The following is an 18,431-nucleotide window of genomic DNA, read 5'->3' as shown; positions in this document are numbered from 1 at the left end:
GCCCCGTACGCTGACGCCATGTCCCCGCACGCCACAACCCCGCACGTCCTGATCCTCGGCGGCACCACCGAGGCCCGCCGACTGGCCGCCGAGCTCACGGCACGCGGCGGTCTCCGGGTCACCACCTCGCTGGCCGGACGGGTGACCCGGCCCGGGACGCCGGAGGGCGAGGTCCGGACCGGCGGGTTCGGCGGGGCGGACGGGCTGTCCGACTGGCTGCGTGAACACCACGTGGACGCCGTCGTCGACGCCACCCATCCCTTCGCCGCCCGGATCACCGCCAACGCGGCGCGGGCCGCGACGTCCGCCTCCGTCCCGCTCCTGGTGCTGAGGCGCCCGGGCTGGCGGCCCGTCGAAGGCGACCGCTGGCACCCGGTGCCCTCGCTCGGCGCGGCGGCCGAGGCACTCCCGGCCCTCGGCCGCCGCGTGTTCCTCACCACCGGCCGCCTGGGCCTGAAGGCCTTCGCACACCTCGACGACCTGCACTTCGTCGCCCGCTCCGTGGAGCCCCCCGAGCCACCGGTGCCGCCGGGCCTCGAAGTGCTCCTGGCGCGCGGCCCCTTCACCGTCGCCGACGAACTCCGGCTGCTGCGCGGCCACCGCATCGACGTGCTGGTCACCAAGGACAGCGGGGGAGAGGCGACGGCCGCCAAACTGACCGCGGCCCGCCAACTGGGCCTGCCCGTGGTGGTGGTACGGCGCCCCCCGCTGCCGGAGGGAGTCACCGCACTGCCCGACATGACGTCCGTACTGGAACGGCTGAGCCGGCTGGAAGGAGCGGCCCGGTCCGGGCTCAACCGGCCGTGACCGACTGCCTCAGCCGGTCGATCGCGCGCAGCACCTCGTCACGGTTCTTGGCGCTCTTGATCCACGCGGGCAGCCGGGCCACGTACGTCATCTTCCGCCCGTGCTCGTACCAGGGAGTTCGTTCCCGCAGCGAAGCGGCCACGGAGCGCCGGAGCAGGTCGAGGTGTTCGAGGTTGTACGCCCAGATCTCACCGTGCCGGGTGGTGGTCCGCAGCCACAGCGCCGGCCAGTGCCCGCCGACGAGCCACGAGGTCCGGGACAGCCCGCAGGACCGGCAGACGAGACGGTGCGGCGCTTCCCGGGCGAGCTCCGGCCGTTCCTCGGCGTGGGCGATGCGCGCACAGCGCGGGCAGCGGACCAGCATCGGGGACCGGAACCGGCAGGCCGTGAGGCCGGTGTCGTGGAAGCGGACGGGCACGGGAGACATGCCGGGAGTATGAAGGACGCCCCCTCTCTCAGGCACCCCGATGACGAGGCCTCACGCGTCCTTCGGGTTCCGGCGCAGCAGATACGTGTCCATGATCCAGCCCTTGCGCTCCCGGGCCTCCGCCCGCAGCCGCTCGATACGGGGGGCGGCCTCGGCGATCGGGCCCGAGACCAGGATCTCGTCCGGGGTGCCTATGTAGGCCCCCCAGTAGATGTCGATGTCGTCGCCCGCGTACTGCCGGAAGGTCTGACGGGCGTCCAGCATCACCACCACGTCGTCCACGCCCTCCGGAAAGCCCTCGGCGAGCCGCCGGCCGGTGGTGATCTGCACCGGCCGGGCCACCCGGTTCAGTCCCGTGCGGTGCCGGGCGACGAGCGCCGAGACGCTGCTGACACCGGGCACGACGTCGTACTCGAACGCCACGGCGCCCCGCTCCAGCACCTCTTCGAGGATCCCGAGCGTGCTGTCGTACAGCGCCGGATCGCCCCACACCAGGAACGCGCCGGTCTCGTCCTCGCCCAGCTCCTCGGTGATCAGCCGCTCGTAGATGTCGGCCCGGGCGCTGCGCCAGTCCTCCACGGCCGGCGAGTACGCCGTACCGCCCGCGCTCCGGTCCCGCTCCGGATCACGGGCCTCCACCAGCCGGTAGGCCCCCTCCGGTACGTGCGCGTCCAGCATGTCCCGGCGCAGCCTCGTCAGATCCGACTTCGCCTCACCCTTGTCCAGGATGAAGAACACGTCGGTGCTCCGCAGCGCCTTGACCGCCTGCAGGGTCAGCTGGTCGGGGTCGCCCGCGCCTATACCGATGACATGAATCTCTCGCACGACCCCGAGTCTGCCGTATGCCACCGACAGTGCGTGCACCGCCCAGGGACGGGACGCGACCCGCTACGACGCCCGCAGCCGGGGCGCCCGTGCCCGCGCGTCGACCGGTCCGCCGCCCCGCTCCACGTCCTCCGCCAGTTCCCGCGCCCAGGCGACGACCCCGACGAGATCGATGCCGTAGGGCCGCCGCGGCCCGCTGTCCGCCCACTGCTCGACGGCGCCCGCGCCGCGCCGGAGCAGCCGCGCCCCGCCGGTGGCGTTCCCCCGCGCGGCGTGCGTCAGCCCCACGGCGAGCTGCGCCAGCCCCCGCCAGAGCGCGCGTTCACCCTCCGGCCCGGACTTCCACGCGTCCTCGAACACCTCGTGCGCGTGGAACGGCCTTCCGGCCGCCAGCAGCGCCTGCGCCTCACCGACGGTCTCCTCCGGGGTCCGCACCACGCCCTCCGGCTGCCGTGCCACCCCCTCGGCGCCGTACGGCAGGGGCCGCCCCAGCCCGTCCCGGGGCCGCGCGTTCCGCGCCCGCCCCTCACTGTCCCGGTCCCGCCTGTTGCCCATGTGCCCGATTCTCCCCCGGACCGGGCGCCCCCTTCGGCCGACCCCGGGGCGTGCGGTAAAGTGCTTTCCGCGCGATCACACGGCTCACCGTGTGCGAGCGCACCGGGACGTGGCGCAGCTTGGTAGCGCACTTGACTGGGGGTCAAGGGGTCGCAGGTTCAAATCCTGTCGTCCCGACGGTGTGATGTCGCAGGACATCGGAAACCCCCGAACCTACGGGTTCGGGGGTTTCGTCGTGTGGTGAGCGGCAGCATTCCGGGCGCGCGAGAGGGTCTTCGAACGAGCGTCCGGACGGGGTCGTGTGGCCGCTGGTGGCAAGCCCCCGTCCGGCGTGGCGACGACAGAGATCAGGCCACCGTGAACCCGTCGAACGTGGCGATGCCCCGCGCGCCGTTCCAGCCGTTGGCCGCGGTCATGAACACCCCTACGTCCTGCGCGGCGGCGGCCCCTGACGGCGTGGCCGTGCCCACCGTCGTCCAGGTGACGCCGTCCGTGCTGGCCTCCCCCTTGTAGGAGGCGCCGGACCTGGTCAGCCGCAGCCGCACCGGCGCGGTGAAGGAGCCCGACAGCGCGATCGAGTCGAGACGGCCGTCGCCGTCGGCGTCCCAGCTCAGCGCGCAGCCGTTGGACGGCGTGACCGCCAGGTTCACATAGCCCGCGCTCCCCTGCGTGCCCATGTCGTCGCGGACGACGAGGCCCGCCCGCGCCCACCCCCCGGTCGCGTCCTGGGAGGTCACCGTGACCTCGGCCACGGTTCCGTCGCCGTACGCGCCGGCCCGGTACACCGCCCCGAACTCGTTGGTGCCGCCCCACAGATCGGCCCCGGCGCCCTCGACGGCGATCTCGTCGCCGGCCTGGCCGAAGACGGCGTCGTTGTACGAGACCGAGCGGTACGGGGCGCCGACCCCGGTGGCGGCCACCAGCCGCACCGGCGCGACCGCCCTGCCGCCGCCCGCGTACGTGGCCGTGGCCACGGCCTGGGGGACCAGTTCCGGCGACCGGCCCGTCAGGGTGATCTCGAAGCGTGCGGTGCGGGTTTCGCCGGGGGCGACCGATGCCGTGGTCACCGGGTCGAGCGCTCTGGCCGTCATGCCGTCGGGGACGGACACCGAGAGGGTGACGTCACGGGCGGGAGCGAAGCCGTTGCGGTGGGTGAAGCGGGCCGTGACCGTCGCGGGTGCGCCGTCGGCCACCGCCGCCCGGTCGGTGGCGGCCGTGAGAACGGACTGGTGGGGGGTGGCGGCGAGCAGGTCGCGGACGCGGCGGGCCTGGGCGTACGCGGAGCCCTTCGGCTCGGTCGGGTACGTGTCGTGGCGGTGCGCCCAGCGGTCCTCGAGGGCGAACCAGTCGACGGTCTCGGGGTCCCGTCCGGTGCCCAGCGCGTCGGTCAGCGTGCCGAAGTACGTCTTCCAGCGGGTGCGGTAGAGGCCGCCGACCAGGCCCGCCCACTCCCGGTTCGCATAGTCGTGCAGGCCTTCCTCACTGCTCGCGCGCCCGCCCCAGGTGGTGATGATCGACCGGGCGTCGTACTCCAGGCGGTCCTTCTCCGCCCCGTCGGCGCCCCAGCCGCGGGCGTCGGCGAGCCAGCGGCCGAGCAGGTGCGGGGCGGAGGTGGCCAGGAGGTCGTCGAGCAGATCCATCCACGTCAGCCAGGTACGGGTCAGCCTCCGCAGCAGTGCCTCCTCCCTCGCCTCGTACGCCGCCTTGATCTGCGGCAGCAGGACACGGCTGCGGTTGGACAGGACCTGCCGGGCCACGTCGACGACGTCGTACCGGTAGGCGGAGCTCTTCCTCAGCTCCGCGCGTACGGCCAGTAGTTCGGTGAGTGCCCCGTCGAAGGCCGTGGTGTCGTAGCGGTCCTTCTCCGGGCCCCAGGCGGCGGCCTTGTTCGCCGTCAGGCTCGGACGGGCGCCGTACAGGCCGTCGGGTGCCTCGCTCCACGAATCCGCGCGGGACATGTTGTACGCGGTGTCGCGGATCGTCCGCCAGGCCGCGGCCGCGTGCCGGTCCGGACCGCCGTAGCGGGAGAGGGCGTACGCCGCGAACCAGTCGTCCAGGTCCACGGTGCCGGGCGTCCAGGCGAGGTCCGTCAACAGAGCCAGGGCGGCCGCGTTGTTGTCGCCGGCCTCCGGCATCGCGGCGATCCCGGCGAGTGCACTGCCCTCCTTGTCACGCCATTCGGGATACTGCCGCACCCAGTCCGGAGCGTTGGCGCCGATCGGGGTGTGGCCGCCGAAGTTCCAGATGCTGCCGAAGGCGTACGGGGTTCCGCCCCAGTCGCCCTCCCTGTCGGTGACCGTGGGGTAGCGGTCCGACAGCCCGTCCACGATCAGCATCCGGCTCTTGTCGACGCCCTCGAGCAGCGCCTTGGAGGGGTTGGTCTGCCAGCCCAGGATCGCCCAGACCGCGCCCGGGCGGGCCTTCTGCAGCGCCGTCTCCACGGCCTTCGCGGCCTCGTCCACCGGCACGTCACCGGCGTTGCCGCCCTCGTGCAGCAGGTCCATCTTGTACATCGTGCTCTTGCCGAACCGCTCGCTCTGGGCCCGGTAGAAGGAGGCGGCCACGTCGGCGAAGGCCGTGGTGCGCGGGTCCAGCCAGTCGGGGCGTTGGAAGGCGCCCCAGGTGCCCTGCGCCACCACCGCCGCGTCCCCGCCGTACCTGTCGGGGAAGCCGCCCGGGACGGTGCCGTAGTAGCCCGGCAGGACCGGTGTCATGCCCAGCTCACGCATCCGGCCGACGATCTTCTCCGCGAGCGCGGCACGTCGCTCGATGAGCTGCCGGGAGACGGGGCCGCCGAAGCCCGACATGTTCTGCAGCAGCCACCAGGGCTGGTGGGCGGGGGCCGGGATCCAGGCGCGCAGCGCCGCGTCGGAGTAGCCGAAGCGGCGGAAGGTGTCGTAGTACACCGCATCGCTGCCGATGTGGACGAGGACCCGGTTGACTCCGTGCAGCGCCAGCACGTCCAGTTCGTGCTGCCAGGCGTCCCAGCCGCGGTAGGGGCCGGTGTAGCCCTCGTTGGTGTCGTTGAAGGCGAAGCGGTGCGGGACGTCGGCCGTTCCCGTGATCACCCCGGCGGGAGCGGGGAGGGTGTGCGGCAGGTTCAGCTGCTCGCCCGTCCAGGAGACGGAGGCGTGCGCGGTCCGCCGCAAGTAGGTGTGGACACCCGCGAGCAGCACGCCGGGGCTGGTGCCCTCCACCGTGATGTCCCCGGCCCGGCCGGTGACCCGGAAGCGGTCGGTGTCGTCGTCGACGGCCCGCAGGGTGAGCTGCCGGTGGTGGCCGGGCAGCAGACGCTTCAGCGCGGCCGCGGCGGGAGCGGCGTCGAACGGGGCGCCGCCGGCCGCGTACGCGCCCTGCGGACGGGGCAGGAGCGCGGCGCCGCCCAGCGCGACCGCACCCGTGAGGATCCGTCTGCGGGTGACACCCGTGGTGCCCAGGTCGCCTCGGTTGTCGTGCATGAACGTCCTTCCGGCAGAGCTCAGTCGATGGTCATGGCGAAGATGTGCAGGGCGGGGACGCCCGACCGGAGACCGTCGCTGACCTTGGGCAGGACCAGGGAGCGCAGTTCCTTGCCGGGCGCGAGGTCCACACCGAAGGTGAACAGGCTGACGGGGGTGTCGTCCCGGCCGGCGGCGATGTGGCGGTAGGGCACCACGACGGCGGCGGAGGGGTGCGTGCCGTACCAGTCGGGAACGGCGACGGAGAAGGCCTGCTCCGTGCCGTCGGCGTAGACGACCTTGCCGTCGCCCTTGCCCTCGCCCCAGGTGCTGGTGCCGAGGAAGGACAGCCGGGCGCCGGAGCCGGAGAGCCGCACGGTCTGGCCCGAGGAGACGACGTTGTCCTTGCTTCCGGGCCGGCTGTGCGGCCAGGTGAAGGTCACGCCGCCGTAGGTGACCGCGGCGCCCGGTGTCAGCCCCACCGACGCCAGTGCCTCGGCGGACAGACTGGAGTTCGAGCCGTCGATGTCGGCGACGGTGAGCGCGTCGTCGGAGGCGATGCCCGCGTTGTCGAAGGCGCCGGGCAGTGAGCGGTACGGCAGCAGGACGGAGGAGGTGGCGCGGGTGCAGTCGGAGCCGTGGCGGTGCACGTCGAACAGGGCGTGGGCGGTGAAGACGATCCGGCCCTCGGCGTCCTCGGGGAGCCGGGACCGCCAGGTGCGGGTCACCGACCGTCCGGGGGCCAGGCTGCCCAGGCTGTCCGGTTCGCCGGTGTCGTCCACGGCGAGATACAGGACGGTTCCGCGCAGCGCGATGCCGGTGGTGTTGGTGAGGGTGGCCGTCAGGGTCATGGCCTGGCCCGGCTCGGGTGCGGGCGGGGTGACGGTGAGCGAGACGGGCGGCGGGAGGAAGTCCTCCTCGGGGCGGTGGGCGTTCACGACTCCTCCACGGTGAAGTGGTCGAACACTGCTCGGACCGTCGTGCCGGGGTAGTTGAGGTTCACGGCGCTCGCCACCACGCCGGCGTCCAGGGCGCCGCTCGCCGATGGCACGGTCGCACTCGCGATCTCGTTCCAGGCCAGACCGTTGGTGGTGGAGTACGCGGTGTAGGTGGTGCCGTCGCGGACCAGGCGCAGCCAGGCCGGGTGGGTGGAGCCGCCGCCACCGGCCCAGGTGTCGAGCCGGCCGTCGCCGTCGCTGTCGGTCATGAACTCCACGCCGTACGACTTCGACATGGTGAGCACGGCGTAGCCGCCCTTCTCCGGTGCCGTCAGGTCGTTGGCGACCGCGATTCCGTACTTGGAGGACGGGTTGTCACTCCCGGTGAGGCTGACCGTCTTGGCCTGCACGGTGCACGAATCGGTGGCGGAGGCGGGCAGGAGGATCCCGGCCTTCTCGTCCGTGCCGCCGGACAGGTCGCGGCCGCCCGCCCAGATCACCAACTGGGTGCCGTACTGGCCGAATCGGGCGTCGTCGGTGGTGGTGAACGTCTTGTACGGGTCCCGTACCCCGTTGGGCTCGTAGGGCACGCTGACGGTCTTCGCGGCTCGTGCGCAGTCGGTGCTGCGTCCGTCCACGTCGAAGAGGACGTGCGCGGTGAAGGCGACGTCTCCGGCGACGTCGGCCGGCATCGACGTGCGCCAGCTGCGGGTGACCTTCGCGCCGCGGCGCAGATCACCGAGCGGGATGGTGCGTGCCGCGCTCGTCGCGCCCGGGTCCACCAGGTACAGGACGGCGCCGCGCAGCGGGAACGGGCAGTCGTTGACGAGGGCCGCGGTGGCGGTGACGGCGTCGCCGCCGGCCGGTTCGGCGGGCTCGGTGGTGACGGTGAGGGTGGGGCCGAGGGTGTCCGTACGGGTGCTCACGCCGTTCACCGCCGCTCCCAGTCGACGGTGAAGGTGTTGGCGAGTTCGCTGGGCAGCCTCTCCGGGACGCTGATGTGGACCTTGCCGTCGGAACGAGTCCATTTCAGCGGCTTGTTGTGGCCGAGCAGCCGGATCCGCGAGGTTGCGGAGAGGGGTATGTCCGCCGGCACGGAGAAGGTACCGCTGGGGGCACCCAGCACGATGATGTTGAACTTGCCCGGGGTGACCGTGTACCGGATGCCGAGGGGGCTGCCTTCCTCCTCGGCCCGAAGCCACGGCGTCGAGCCGTAGATCGCGGGCCCGTTGATGTCCAGCCAGGCGCCGATGTCCCGCAGCCGCCGCTGCATGACGTCGGGGATCGTGCCGTCCGGCTTCGGCCCGATGTTCAGCAGCAGGTTGCCGTTCTTGCTGGTGACGTCGGCGAGCAGATGGACCAGGAACTCGGAGGTCTTGTAGTCCTCCTCCACCTCGAACTTGTTGTAGCCCCAGGAGTAGCCCATCGTGATGCAGCACTCCCACTTCTGAGGGTCCATCGTGGGGTTGGTGCGCTGCTCGTAGGTGGCGAAGTCGAAGTGCGTGTCGAAACGGTCGTTGACCACGACACCCTTGGGACGGCTGCGGTTCTTGGCCCGGTTGTAGTAATGGGCCAGCGCCTCCTCGCTGCGCCACGGCGGTTCGCCGGCAGGCCGGAACCACTGGCCGTCCGCCCACAGCAGTTCCGGGTCGTAGCGGTCGATGATCTCGTACAGCTGCTTCAGTTCGTAGTCTGCGATGTAGTCGTCGACCGGCTTGTAGCCGGTCATCCGGACCTCTTCACCGGTGTAGAAGTTCTTCATGGGCCTGCCGATCGCCGGGTTGAAGAACTCGCCGAGCGAGTAGTACAGGCCGGGCCGCACGGTGCCGCGTCTGCGAGCGGCCGCCATCAGCTCGCCGACCAGGTCGCGCCGCGGTCCGTACTTCCCGGCATGGCGGTCCGTCACCTTGCTCGGCCACAGGGCGAATCCGTCGTGGTGCTTGCTGGTCAGCGCGAAGTACTCGGCGCCCGCCTGCTCGAACAGCCGCACCCAGGAGTCGGGATCGTAGTTCTCGGCCTTGAACTGCGGGATGAAGTCGTCGTAGAGGAAGTCCTGGCCGTAGGTGTCGCGGTGGTACTTCCAGGTGGGATCGGTGTCGAAGCTCTGGTACCAGAGGTACCACTCGGCAGCCATCTGCCGGGCGGAGCCGGCGGGGACCGAGTAGATGCCCCAGTGGACGAAGATGCCGAACTTGGCGTCCTTGTACCAGCGCGGTACGGGGTGGGTGTCGAGGGATTCCTTCGTGGCCTTGTAGTCGGGGATGCCGCCGCTGATCGCAATGGCGGCACCGGGTGGGGCCAGGAGCACTGCCGAGCCGAGAGCAGTGGCCGTGGTCAGGAAGCGTCTGCGGCTGACGTTCACGGGAAGGCCTTTCAGTCGGTGGTGGAGAAGGAGTCGAAGACGGCTGTGGTGGTCTGGCCGGGGTGCTCGAGGTTGACGGCGCTCGCGACCATCCCGGCGTCGAGGCCGCCGCGGTCGGCGGCGGACGGCACGGTCGCGGTCCCGATCCGCTGCCAGGCGGTGCCGTCGGTACTGGCGTACGAGGTGTAGGCGGTGCCGTCGCGGGTGAGTCTGAGCCAGGCCGGGTGGTACGAGGAGCCGCCGCCCGCCCAAGTGTCGAGCCGGCCGTCGCCGTCGCTGTCGGTCATGAACTCCACGCCGTTGCTCTTGGACATGGTGAGCACGGCGTAGCCGCCGTGCTCCGGGGCGGTCAGGTCGTTCGCGACGGCGATCCCGGCCTTGGCGGAGGGTCCGCTGCCGGTCTGGCCGACGAGGCGGGCGGTGACGCTGCCCGAGGCGGACACGGCGTCCGGCACATGGATGGCGGCCTTCTCGTCCTTCCAGCCGGCCAGGTCCCGACCGCCGGCCCAGATCGCGAACTGGGCGGCGTTCTGGGCGTATTGCGCGTCGTCGGTGGTGGCGAACGTCCGGTACGGGGGCCGCACGGCGGACGGCACGGGGGTGACGTCGGCGGTCACGCTGTCGGTGTCGAGGCGCGTCCGGCCGCCCTGCCGGAAGGAGACGCCCACGCCGATGTCGTACGGCCCCCATGCCGCGTCGGCGGACGGGGCCACGCGCCAGGTGACGGTGCGACTCCCGCCGGGGGGAAGGAAGCCGGTGCCCGGCCTCCCCTCCGCTTCGGCGGTCCAGCCGTCCGGCAGGCGCAGCCCGGTTCTGACCCGGGTGACCGCCTTCGTGCCGGTGTTGGTCACGGTCGCGGTGATCTCCGTGGCGCGGCCGGCCGGGAGGCTCGGACGGTACGGGGTGAGCCGGACGCGGGCCGAGGGGCAGTCGCGGGCCGCCCCGAGGGTGGCGAGGTCGACCGCGTCGGCGAACGCCTTCATCCCGGTGTCGTTGGGGTGCAGATGGTCCCCGGAGTCGAACGCGGCGGCGTAGCGGGTGGGGTCGTCCGGATCCCGTACCGCCTTGTCGAAGTCGGCGTAGCCGTCGAAGACGCCGGCCGAGCCGCGTACGAAGGTGTTGACCTTCTGCCGGTCCGTCTCCTTGGCCTCGGTCCACCACTCGCCCCAGCCCCGGTACGGGACCACGGTCGCGCCGATCACCCGCAGCCCGAGGGCGTGGGCCCGCCGCGCGATCTCCTTCATGCCGTCGATCACCTGGTCGCCGGTGGCGCCGCCCCAGCTGAGGTCGTTGACGCCCTCGAAGAGGATCACCGTCCGGACGTCCGGCTGGGACAGCACATCGCGCTCCAGCCGCTGCAGCGCCGAGGGGTTGCCGTCGGTCCCGGCCGTGATGCGGTTGCCGCTGATGCCCTCGTTCAGCACGCCGGCGGTGGAGGTGCAGGCCGACAGCCGGGCCGCCAGGTAGTCCGGCCAGCGCCGGTTGGCGTCCGAGGTGGAGGCGGCCCCGTCGGTGATGGAGTCGCCGAGCGCGACGACGGAGCCCCGCGCCCGCCCGCCCCGTACGTCGACTCCGGTGAGGAACGGGAAGGTGGAGTCGGTCGTGGTGAACGCGCCGCCGCCGGCGTCCCCCGCGTGGTCGCCGCCGCCGTCGGGCGTCCAGTAGACGGTCTGCAGGCCCATCCAGTGCTGGCTGATGTGGGTCAGCCGGCCCGGGAAGTACAGGCTGACCACCAGGTCGCTGCGGGCCGCGACGGGAATCCGCACCCCGTCACTCGCCTCCTGCCCCCCGGCCGGGATCGTCACGTCGTCCTTCCCGCCGAACGTCAGATCGCGCAGGCCGGACACGGACGAGCCGCTCGCGCGCCGGCCCACGGTCGCGTGTCCGATCGTCACCGGCTGGTCGGTGAACCCATTGGTCAGCCGGATCCGGACGCTCGTCCCGCCCGCGCTGACGTGCACCGGGATCCGCACGGTCACCTCCGAGGTGCCCGGGTCGTAGGAGGCGTGCTGCGCCGTCGCCCAAGTCCCTGTCCAGTCCGGCTGCCGGGCCCCGGCCTCGGCCCGAGGCGCCGGAAGCGGGGCCACCACGACGGCCGCCACGGCCGCCGCCAGGACGGCGAATCTTCGGCGTCCACACAGGTGCCTGTTCAGGTGTCCACGGGGGTGTCCCCGCAGGTGTCGAAGTGGTCGGAGCACCGGGCCCTCCTCAGGAACAGCCGTGGCCGAGGCCGAGCGTGGTCAGGTCGATGGAGTCGGCGAGAGCCTTCATCCCGGCGTCATCGGGATGCAGATGGTCACCGGAGTCGTACGCCGCGCCCAGCCGGCGCGGATCTGCCGGGTCCCGGACCGCCCGGTCGAAGTCGGCGTAGCCGTCGAAGACCCCGCCGGAGTCACGGACGAACGCGTTGACCTGCTGTCGCCGCGCCTCCGTCTCCTCGGTCCAACCGCCCCAGGTGAAGTCCTCGTACGGGGTGATCGTGGCGCCGACGACCCGCATCCGGCGCTGGTGCGCCCGGTCAGCGATCTTGGTCATCCCGGCGATGATCTGCTCGGCGGTCGCCCCGCCGAGATCGTTGATCCCCTCGAAGAGGATCAGGGTCCGCGCCCCCGGCTGGGAGAGCACGTCCCGGTCGAGCCGGTCCAGGGCCGAGGGATTCGTCGCGGTCCCGGCGGTGATCCGGTTGCTGGTGATGCCCGCGTTGAGCACCCCTGCGCCGGTCCGGCAGGCGTTCAGCCGCGCGGAGAGCAGGTCGGGCCAGCGCTGGTTGGTGTCGGCCGTCGAGAAGGACCCGTCGGTGATCGAGTCGCCGAGCGCCACCACCGCCCCGCTCCTCGGCGCGGTCACATCGACACCGCTGAGGAACGGCCAGCTCGTGGTGGTCCAGGTGAAGGCGTCACCGGCGGTGTCGGCGGTGTGGTCGCCCGCCCCGTAGTCCGTCCAGTACACGGTCTGCTGCGCCCACCAGTGATCGGTGATGTGCGTGACCTGGCCGGGCAGATGGAGACTGACCACCAGGTCGGCCGGCGCCGGCGCGGCCAGGCGGACCGGATCGCTGACCGCCTCGCCGCCCGCCGGGATCGTGACCTCGCGCTTCCCGCCGAACCGCACGTCGTAGGGGCGTGCCACGGCGGAACCCCCGTCACGCAGGCCCACGGTCGCGTGCCCGATCGTCACCGGGTCGGTGGCGTAGGCGTTGGTCAGGCGGATGCGTACGGACGAACCGCCGACACTGGTGTGCACCGGCATCCGCACCGTCACCTCGGACATCCCCGAGACCTCGTAGTACTCGCTGGCCGCGGCCGCCCAGGTCCCCGTCCAGCCGTGCCGACCAACCGACTCACCTGCCTGGCTGGGCGCCACCGGCCCAGCCAGGACAGCCACGACCAGGAGCATCAGCACAGCGAACCTGCCGAGCATCGAACGCATCCTGCCCCCTACCGTTGTGCACCGGTGCGTGCCAGTGCCCGGTACGCCCTGGCGGCGCCCTTGGCCTTGAGGTTGACGAAAGCCGGGGTCACCCCGAGCGGGGCCGCGTATCCCTTGAGCGTCACGGGGCCGCGGACGACCTTGCCGCCTGTGACGTCACGCCACGTTCCGGTCGGCAGGAAGACGTCCCGGGTGGTGCCTTCATCGAGCTTCGGCGCGGCCAGCACGGCCGGACCGAGCATCCACTCGTCGGAGACGGTGTAACTCGCCTCGTCCTTCGGGAAGTCGAACAACAACGGCCGCATGATCGGATCGCCGGTCTCGAGGGTGCTCTGCACCTGGTCCCAGATGTAGGGGGCCAGCCGCTCGTGGGTCGCGATGGCCGACCGGTAGAGGCCGACCGTCGCGCGGTCGTAGCCGACCCACTCGCCGGTCGTCGCGTCCCGTACGCCCGTGGGCGAGGTCGATGAGTACATCAGCGGCATCAGGGACGCCGCCTGTGCCCAGCGGGCCAGGACCTGCTTCGTGGGCGGCGGGTAGCTGAGCGAGCCGCCGATCATGTCGGTCTCGACGAAGGGGTAACCGATAGTGGAGACGGCCAGGTTGGCCGAGACCGCGGCGCGCAACCCCGCGAAAGTGGTCGGCTTGTCGGCCGTGCGGGTGGCGAAGCCCTTGGCCTGCGCGGCGTTCCAGGGGACCCGTAACCCGGCTCCCTGCTGGTCGAACTCGTCGGCCAACTCGGTGCCGTACTTCACATAGTCGGTGCGGGTGGCCCCTGGGTAGGGGGCGCACCGGTCGTCGAAGAAGGCAGTGTCGAACTTGAACCCGGCGACCCCCAACTCGCTTGTCTGCGCCTTGAGACCGTTGGTGTACCACTGCCGCGCCGACGGGTTCGCCAGGTCGATCAGCCCGGCCCGGCGGCCGTTCCACCAAGTGAACAGGCAGGGTCTGGACGGGTCGGACGGGTCCTTCAGCAGATACCCGTTGTCGACGGCTTCGCGGAAGTCGGTGGCGGTCTCGGGCATGTACAGGCCCGTCCACATGCCGAGGTCGAAGCCGAGGCGGTCGAGTTGCCTGGACAGGGCGGCCGGGTCGGGGAACCGTTCGCGGAAGTCGGCGGCGATCACGCTCTCCTCGATCTGCAGAGCGTGCCCGTCGAGCCCGGCGCCGGCCAGCGCGCGGGCCCAGTCGAGGACGTTCTCCTGGGTCTGCTCGCCGTAGAGCTGTGCCCAGGAGTTCCACAGGGGGGTGGCGTACTGCTCGTAGGGGGTGTCGGAGCGTTCGGGCTTGCCGACCAGCGCGATGTGGTCGCGGTACACCTCGGCGGGGGTGTGCTCGACGAACACCGTGAAGGCGGCGGGCCGTTTCCCGTTGACGGTGAACTCGCCGAGCCCGTTGCCGCCGGAGTTGATCCGCACGTCCATGGGGTCGTCCGTGTCCGCCCACAGCCCGGTGGCGGTGGAGGTGTACCAGAAGGGGGAGACCACCTGGTAGGAGGCCGGGCTGAACCCGGTGTCCACGATCTGCCCGGAGTCCAGTGGCCACGGCTGGACGGTCTGGTCGCTGTTCTCGCCGTGCCCGTACCAGTGCCCGGCGCTGCTGAGGTCGTACGCCGTGCTGAGCGCGTCGGCCCGGACACCCGACAGCGACCAGTTCATGTCGTACCGGTCGGAACGCAGGGTGATCCGTAGGTCCACGGTCACGCCCGTCAGGTCGGTGGCGGCGGTGACGCGCAAGGTGTCGCCTTCACGGGTGCTGCCGGTGACCTCTTGGACGATGTGCCAGTCGGCGCCGAGCCGGAACCGGAACGCTCCGGGCGCGGTGGCCAGGACGGTCCGGCCGGCGCGTACCGTGGTGAGGGCCAACCGGTGGGTGTCGACCCCCAGTTCGTAGCCCGGGGTGGTGACGGTGATCGGCCTGGGCACGGCGGCCGTCGCGGCGGGGGTCGCGCCGAGCAGCGGGGCGGCCAGGATCAGCGCCGCCGAGGCGCGGCGCACCGCTTGTCCGCGTCCGGGCATCACGCACCGCCGCCGCAGGTCAGCTTGGCGTCGGCCCAGTCGGCGTGGTCCGCTGAGACGTCGCCGTCCCCGTCGACCAGCAGGTCGAGCCAGCGGGCGGCGGTCACGTCCACGTCGATTCCGGTGCCGCCGTCGGAGCCGCGTACCACCGGGGTCGTGGTGAGCGAGCGGCCGTCGGCGATCACCTCGAAGGAGACGCTGCCGCTGTCGCCGACCTCGTCGTCCACCCCGGCGGTCGCGGTGAACCGGGTGCAGCCACCGCCGAGATGGACCCGGATCCGGCTGTTCGCGTGCACGCCGAGGCCTTTGGCGTAAAGCGTGCCGCCGATGCTCAGGTGGTGTCCGTCACCGGCCGCCGACTCCCCGTTGGAGGCGTCCTTCTCCACCGGTCCCCAGCCGTTGACCGCCTTGACGAGGGTCAGGCCGCTGACGTAGGCGTCGGAGGACGGCCCCGGCGGCGTCACCTGCACGGCCCGTACACCGGTGACGGTGCCCGGACGGCCGGGCTGGGTGAGTTCGGCGGTCGCGGACAGGACGGCGTAGGGGACAGGGTCGCCGGGCGGGGTGACGGTGTAGCCGGCGGTCACCGCGCCGCCGGGCCGTACCCGGTCGAAACGGGTGGTGTCGTCGGTGGTCGCGGTCCAGCCGTCCGGAACCTTCAGCGCGAGTTCGACGTTCCGGGCGGTCGGCGCGTCCTTCGGCACGGTGACGGTGACGGTGGCCTTTGCGGCGGCGGAGGTGCTCAGGAACGGTTCGGCGTCCACCGTGACACGGGCCCCGGAGTCCGGCACGGCGTACGTCCTGGGGTTGTACGAGGGCGCGGCCACCGTGGCGACCTTGATCCCGCCCGCCGAGGCGCCGAGGTCGACGAGCTTCGCCGAACCCGGGCCCGCACCGGCCTCGGTGGACCACACGGCCAGGGCGATCGTGTTGCTGCCCTGCTCGCGCAGGATGCCCTTGGGGATGACGAACCGTCTCTGCGGTCCGGTGTCCGGCAGACAGCGGCCGATCAGCCAGCCGTTGACGAAGATCTGGGCGCGGTAGCCGGTGCGGCCGCCGTCGGCTTCGGCGAGATCGAGTGCGATCGCGTTGTCCTGGCCCTGTGGCAGGTCGAGCCGGGCGGAGGTGCGGTACCAGCGCACGCCGGGCCGGGTCTTCCCGGTCTGCCGAGAGAGGGTGGTGCTCTTCCAGCCGTCGTCGGGGTGTCCCGGCAGCGACCAGCCGGCCCGCTCCCCGTAGAGGCCGCCGTTGTTGTACTGGCCCCGGGCGGTGTCGACCGGGGCCTCGCCGCCCCGGTCGCCCTGGATCTTCCAGGTCAGGGTCGAGGCCCCGCCGATCACCTCGGCGCCGAGCAGACCGCGCGGCTCCTTGGAGTAGTCGTGGCCCCATTCCTCGTTGTGGCCGGCGTTCTCCACGAGGACGGACAGGACGTTGTCCTCACCGCTCCCGCTGTTCTTCAGCGTGTCCGGGGGGATGTCGAAGGTGTGCCCGCCATCGCCGGAGCTGCCGAGGTACCGGCCGCCCAGCCATACCGCGTACTGGCCGGTCGGACCGGTCCTGGCGTCGAGTGCGAGCGCCTTCGCGGCACCGGTGGTCCTGAACCGGCCGCGATACCAGACGTCGCCGTGGTGGTAGCCGTACTCGTCCATCGCGAGGACCGGCAGCGACCCGGCCAGTGCCGGATTGGCGGCGGTGAGGTGGTCGGCGGTGGTCCAGGTGGAGTCGTCGAAGTCCGGGGCGGCCTCCGGCGCCTCCTCCTTGTACCTCCATGCCGTCAGCGCGGGCAGCTCGACCGGGCGTGGCGCCCGGGTGACGGTCACCCTGCGGCCGTTCCAGGTCACCTTCTTGGCGTCCGCAATGACCTCGATCTTCGCGGCCTTGGTGGAGTCTCCGGTCAACTTCAGGGTGGCACCCGTCTGTTCGGCGGTACGGAGGAGGGACGGGCCTCGTACCAGAACCGGGCCCGCGGCGGTGTCCTGCCGCCACCAGCGGGTGGTCTCCGCGGTGTCGGCGATCAGCAGCTCCAGGCCGTTCACCAGCACGCGGGCCAGGCCCTTGTGGCTGTAGTCCAGGCGCAGGTCGCCGCGTTCGGCGTCCCAGGTGGTCGTGACGTCGCCGTCGAGGACGGTGACCTCGGGCCGCTCGGCGTACCTCAGCACGGTCTCACCGGCCTCGCCCCCACGCCCGTACAGCAGCGCCACGTCCCGGTCGCCGACCCGGGCGTGCGTCATGATCTCCGACGTGGAGTAGACGAGCCGCGTATCGCCCAGGTCGTAGCCCGCGACGAGGAGTTTGGCGTCCCGGCCGTCGACGGTGATCTCGCCCTGCTGCGGGACGCGCGGGTAGTCGCCGTCCTTGCCCGAGAGGGACAGGGTGGTCTCGTCCTTGTCCTTCACGCGCGTGTCGGAGTGCCGGACGACGAAGAACTGGGTGCCGTCGTCGGGATTGACCCGCCGGTCGATGCGCAGGGCGTCGTCGGACGGAACCGGCGCCTCGGCCTTGTCCGTGCGCGCCAGCGAGGTCACAGAGTTGACCATGTACCCGAGCCGCTTGAACTCCTGGTACTTGTCCGTCAGTCGGCGGGACTCGTTGATCGCGGCCCCGTAGTCGTACGACGTGTAGACCGCGTTGGGGTCGGCGAGCCAGCCCCAGTTGGTGCCGCCGTACGTCATGTAGAAGGACTGGCCGCTCACCCCGGCGGCGATGTTCGTCCTGCTGAACACCCGGGTGAAGTCGGTGCCGGTGAGTTTCGCGCAGTCCTTGTATCCGGTGCCGCCCCAGGGGTCGAAGGCGCCGCCCTGTACCTCAGGGATGATCAGGGGGGACTCGGGCTTCCACTCCTTGACATAGGAGTAGTCGGGCAGGTTCTTCCAGGTGTCGGGGTTCTTGCAGTCGAAGCCCTGTGGGTAGGCGTCGAAGCCGTAGATGTCCGGGGCGCCCTTGCCGCTGACCCAGTTCTTGTTGGCGCCGCCGTCGTTGACGAAGGTGGGCACATCGATGCCGTCCTCCTTCGCCCAGTCGATGAGGGTCTGCATGTAGTCGGCGTCGTGCCGGCCGCCCTGGTACTCGTTCTCGACCTGGTAGAGGATCACCGACCCGGTGCCACGGGTGAGCTGGTGGCGCGCGATGACCGGGTTGATCCGGCTCATCCACTCCCGGGCCGCCTTCATGTACTCCGGCTCGGAGGTGCGGTTCACGCCGGCCTGGGTCGACCGCCAGGCGGGCATGCCGCCGCCGGAGACCTCCGCGTTGATGTACGGGCCCGGGCGGGCGATCACGTACAGGCCCGCGCGCTCGGCCTCGTCGAGCAGCCGCTCCACGTCACGGATGCCGGTGAAGTCGTAACCGCCCGGCCGGGCCGAGTGGTAGCCCCAGTCGAAGTAGAGCGACACCGCGTTGAATCCGCCCGCCTTGATCTTCTGCAGTACATCGCGCCACGCATCGGGGCTGGGCAGCCGGAAGTAGTGGAACTCGGCTCCCCAGAGGTACACGGGCTTTCCGTCGACCCGCACGGAGTACTGGTCGTAGGTGACGGTGTGCCGCGCCTGGGTCTGTTGCCCCGCCCGGGCCGGTACCGGGACGGCTGCACTGGTCAGGGGCATGACAGTAAGGGCTCCGGCGAGCAGCAGGGCC

At 71.6% G+C, this 18,431-nt stretch carries 12 protein-coding genes and 1 tRNA gene; 2 read left to right on the top strand and 11 right to left on the bottom strand.

Features of this window, described 5'->3' with window-relative positions; translation table 11 throughout:
- Positions 1–18: 18 nt before the first annotated feature.
- Entirely contained in the window at positions 19–807 is a 789-nt protein-coding gene (locus ACWC21_RS27565) for a cobalt-precorrin-6A reductase (protein WP_450885532.1), read from the top strand.
- Here the strand turns inward: ACWC21_RS27565 and ACWC21_RS27560 are convergent.
- The 3 genes from ACWC21_RS27560 to ACWC21_RS27550 all read right to left on the bottom strand — a co-directional run bounded on the left by ACWC21_RS27560 (position 794) and on the right by ACWC21_RS27550 (position 2,614).
- Complete coding sequence (locus tag ACWC21_RS27560) at positions 794–1,234, bottom strand: hypothetical protein (RefSeq protein WP_450885531.1); 441 nt, start codon at positions 1,232–1,234, stop codon at positions 794–796. The genes ACWC21_RS27565 and ACWC21_RS27560 overlap by 14 nt on opposite strands.
- 51 nt (positions 1,235–1,285) lie before the next feature.
- On the bottom strand, positions 1,286–2,059 hold the full coding sequence (gene cobF / locus ACWC21_RS27555) for a precorrin-6A synthase (deacetylating) (RefSeq protein ID WP_450885530.1): 774 nt from the start codon (positions 2,057–2,059) through the stop codon (positions 1,286–1,288).
- Positions 2,060–2,122: 63 nt separating this feature from the next.
- The gene (locus ACWC21_RS27550; protein ID WP_450885529.1) at positions 2,123–2,614 is read right to left on the bottom strand and encodes a DUF309 domain-containing protein; all 492 of its coding nucleotides are present in this window, start codon (positions 2,612–2,614) and stop codon (positions 2,123–2,125) included.
- A gap of 103 nt (positions 2,615–2,717) precedes the next feature.
- Here ACWC21_RS27550 and ACWC21_RS27545 point away from each other — a divergent pair.
- Positions 2,718–2,791 (top strand) — tRNA-Pro (locus tag ACWC21_RS27545).
- Between the two features lie 170 nt (positions 2,792–2,961).
- On the opposite strand, the gene ACWC21_RS27540 is transcribed toward ACWC21_RS27545, so the two are convergent.
- The 8 genes from ACWC21_RS27540 to ACWC21_RS27505 form a co-directional block, all read right to left on the bottom strand.
- Positions 2,962–6,072 (bottom strand): alpha-N-acetylglucosaminidase, encoded by a 3,111-nt coding sequence (locus tag ACWC21_RS27540; RefSeq protein WP_450885528.1) that lies wholly within the window; start codon positions 6,070–6,072, stop codon positions 2,962–2,964.
- Between the two features lie 20 nt (positions 6,073–6,092).
- The gene (locus ACWC21_RS27535; protein ID WP_450885527.1) at positions 6,093–6,989 is read right to left on the bottom strand and encodes a beta-glucosidase; all 897 of its coding nucleotides are present in this window, start codon (positions 6,987–6,989) and stop codon (positions 6,093–6,095) included.
- Positions 6,986–7,915, bottom strand: coding sequence for a hypothetical protein (locus ACWC21_RS27530; RefSeq protein ID WP_450885526.1), 930 nt, complete (start codon positions 7,913–7,915; stop codon positions 6,986–6,988). Before ACWC21_RS27530 ends, ACWC21_RS27535 begins: the two co-directional genes overlap by 4 nt.
- A 5-nt stretch (positions 7,916–7,920) precedes the next feature.
- Entirely contained in the window at positions 7,921–9,351 is a 1,431-nt protein-coding gene (locus tag ACWC21_RS27525) for an alpha-L-fucosidase (RefSeq protein ID WP_450885525.1), read from the bottom strand.
- 11 nt (positions 9,352–9,362) lie between these two features.
- Positions 9,363–11,453 carry a GDSL-type esterase/lipase family protein gene (locus tag ACWC21_RS27520; RefSeq protein ID WP_450885524.1) on the bottom strand — a complete coding sequence of 697 codons (2,091 nt, stop codon included), beginning with the start codon at positions 11,451–11,453 and terminating at the stop codon, positions 9,363–9,365.
- A 106-nt stretch (positions 11,454–11,559) separates the two neighbouring features.
- Positions 11,560–12,771 (bottom strand): SGNH/GDSL hydrolase family protein, encoded by a 1,212-nt coding sequence (locus ACWC21_RS27515; protein WP_450885523.1) that lies wholly within the window; start codon positions 12,769–12,771, stop codon positions 11,560–11,562.
- Positions 12,772–12,788: 17 nt separating this feature from the next.
- Positions 12,789–14,798, bottom strand: coding sequence for a glycoside hydrolase family 31 protein (locus tag ACWC21_RS27510; RefSeq protein WP_450885522.1), 2,010 nt, complete (start codon positions 14,796–14,798; stop codon positions 12,789–12,791).
- Positions 14,798–18,400: a beta-galactosidase gene (locus ACWC21_RS27505; RefSeq protein ID WP_450885521.1), complete on the bottom strand. Its 3,603-nt coding sequence runs from the start codon at positions 18,398–18,400 to the stop codon at positions 14,798–14,800. The genes ACWC21_RS27510 and ACWC21_RS27505 overlap by 1 nt, the downstream gene beginning before the upstream one ends.
- Between the last annotated feature and the right edge of the window lie 31 nt (positions 18,401–18,431).

This window comes from Streptomyces sp. NPDC001348, from assembly GCF_053597535.1.
This window is presented reverse-complemented; position numbering and strand designations above follow the sequence as displayed.

Excerpts from the sequence above, each read along its gene's own strand:
- ACWC21_RS27560 (WP_450885531.1), bottom strand. The coding sequence starts at position 1,234 with ATGTCTCCCGTGCCCGTCCGCTTCCACGACACCGGCCTCACGGCCTGC.
- ACWC21_RS27510 (WP_450885522.1), bottom strand. The coding sequence starts at position 14,798 with ATGCCCGGACGCGGACAAGCGGTGCGCCGCGCCTCGGCGGCGCTGATC.
- ACWC21_RS27515 (WP_450885523.1), bottom strand. The coding sequence starts at position 12,771 with ATGCTCGGCAGGTTCGCTGTGCTGATGCTCCTGGTCGTGGCTGTCCTG.
- ACWC21_RS27550 (WP_450885529.1), bottom strand. The coding sequence starts at position 2,614 with ATGGGCAACAGGCGGGACCGGGACAGTGAGGGGCGGGCGCGGAACGCG.
- ACWC21_RS27540 (WP_450885528.1), bottom strand. The coding sequence starts at position 6,072 with ATGCACGACAACCGAGGCGACCTGGGCACCACGGGTGTCACCCGCAGA.
- ACWC21_RS27505 (WP_450885521.1), bottom strand. The coding sequence starts at position 18,400 with ATGCCCCTGACCAGTGCAGCCGTCCCGGTACCGGCCCGGGCGGGGCAA.
- ACWC21_RS27565 (WP_450885532.1), top strand. The coding sequence starts at position 19 with ATGTCCCCGCACGCCACAACCCCGCACGTCCTGATCCTCGGCGGCACC.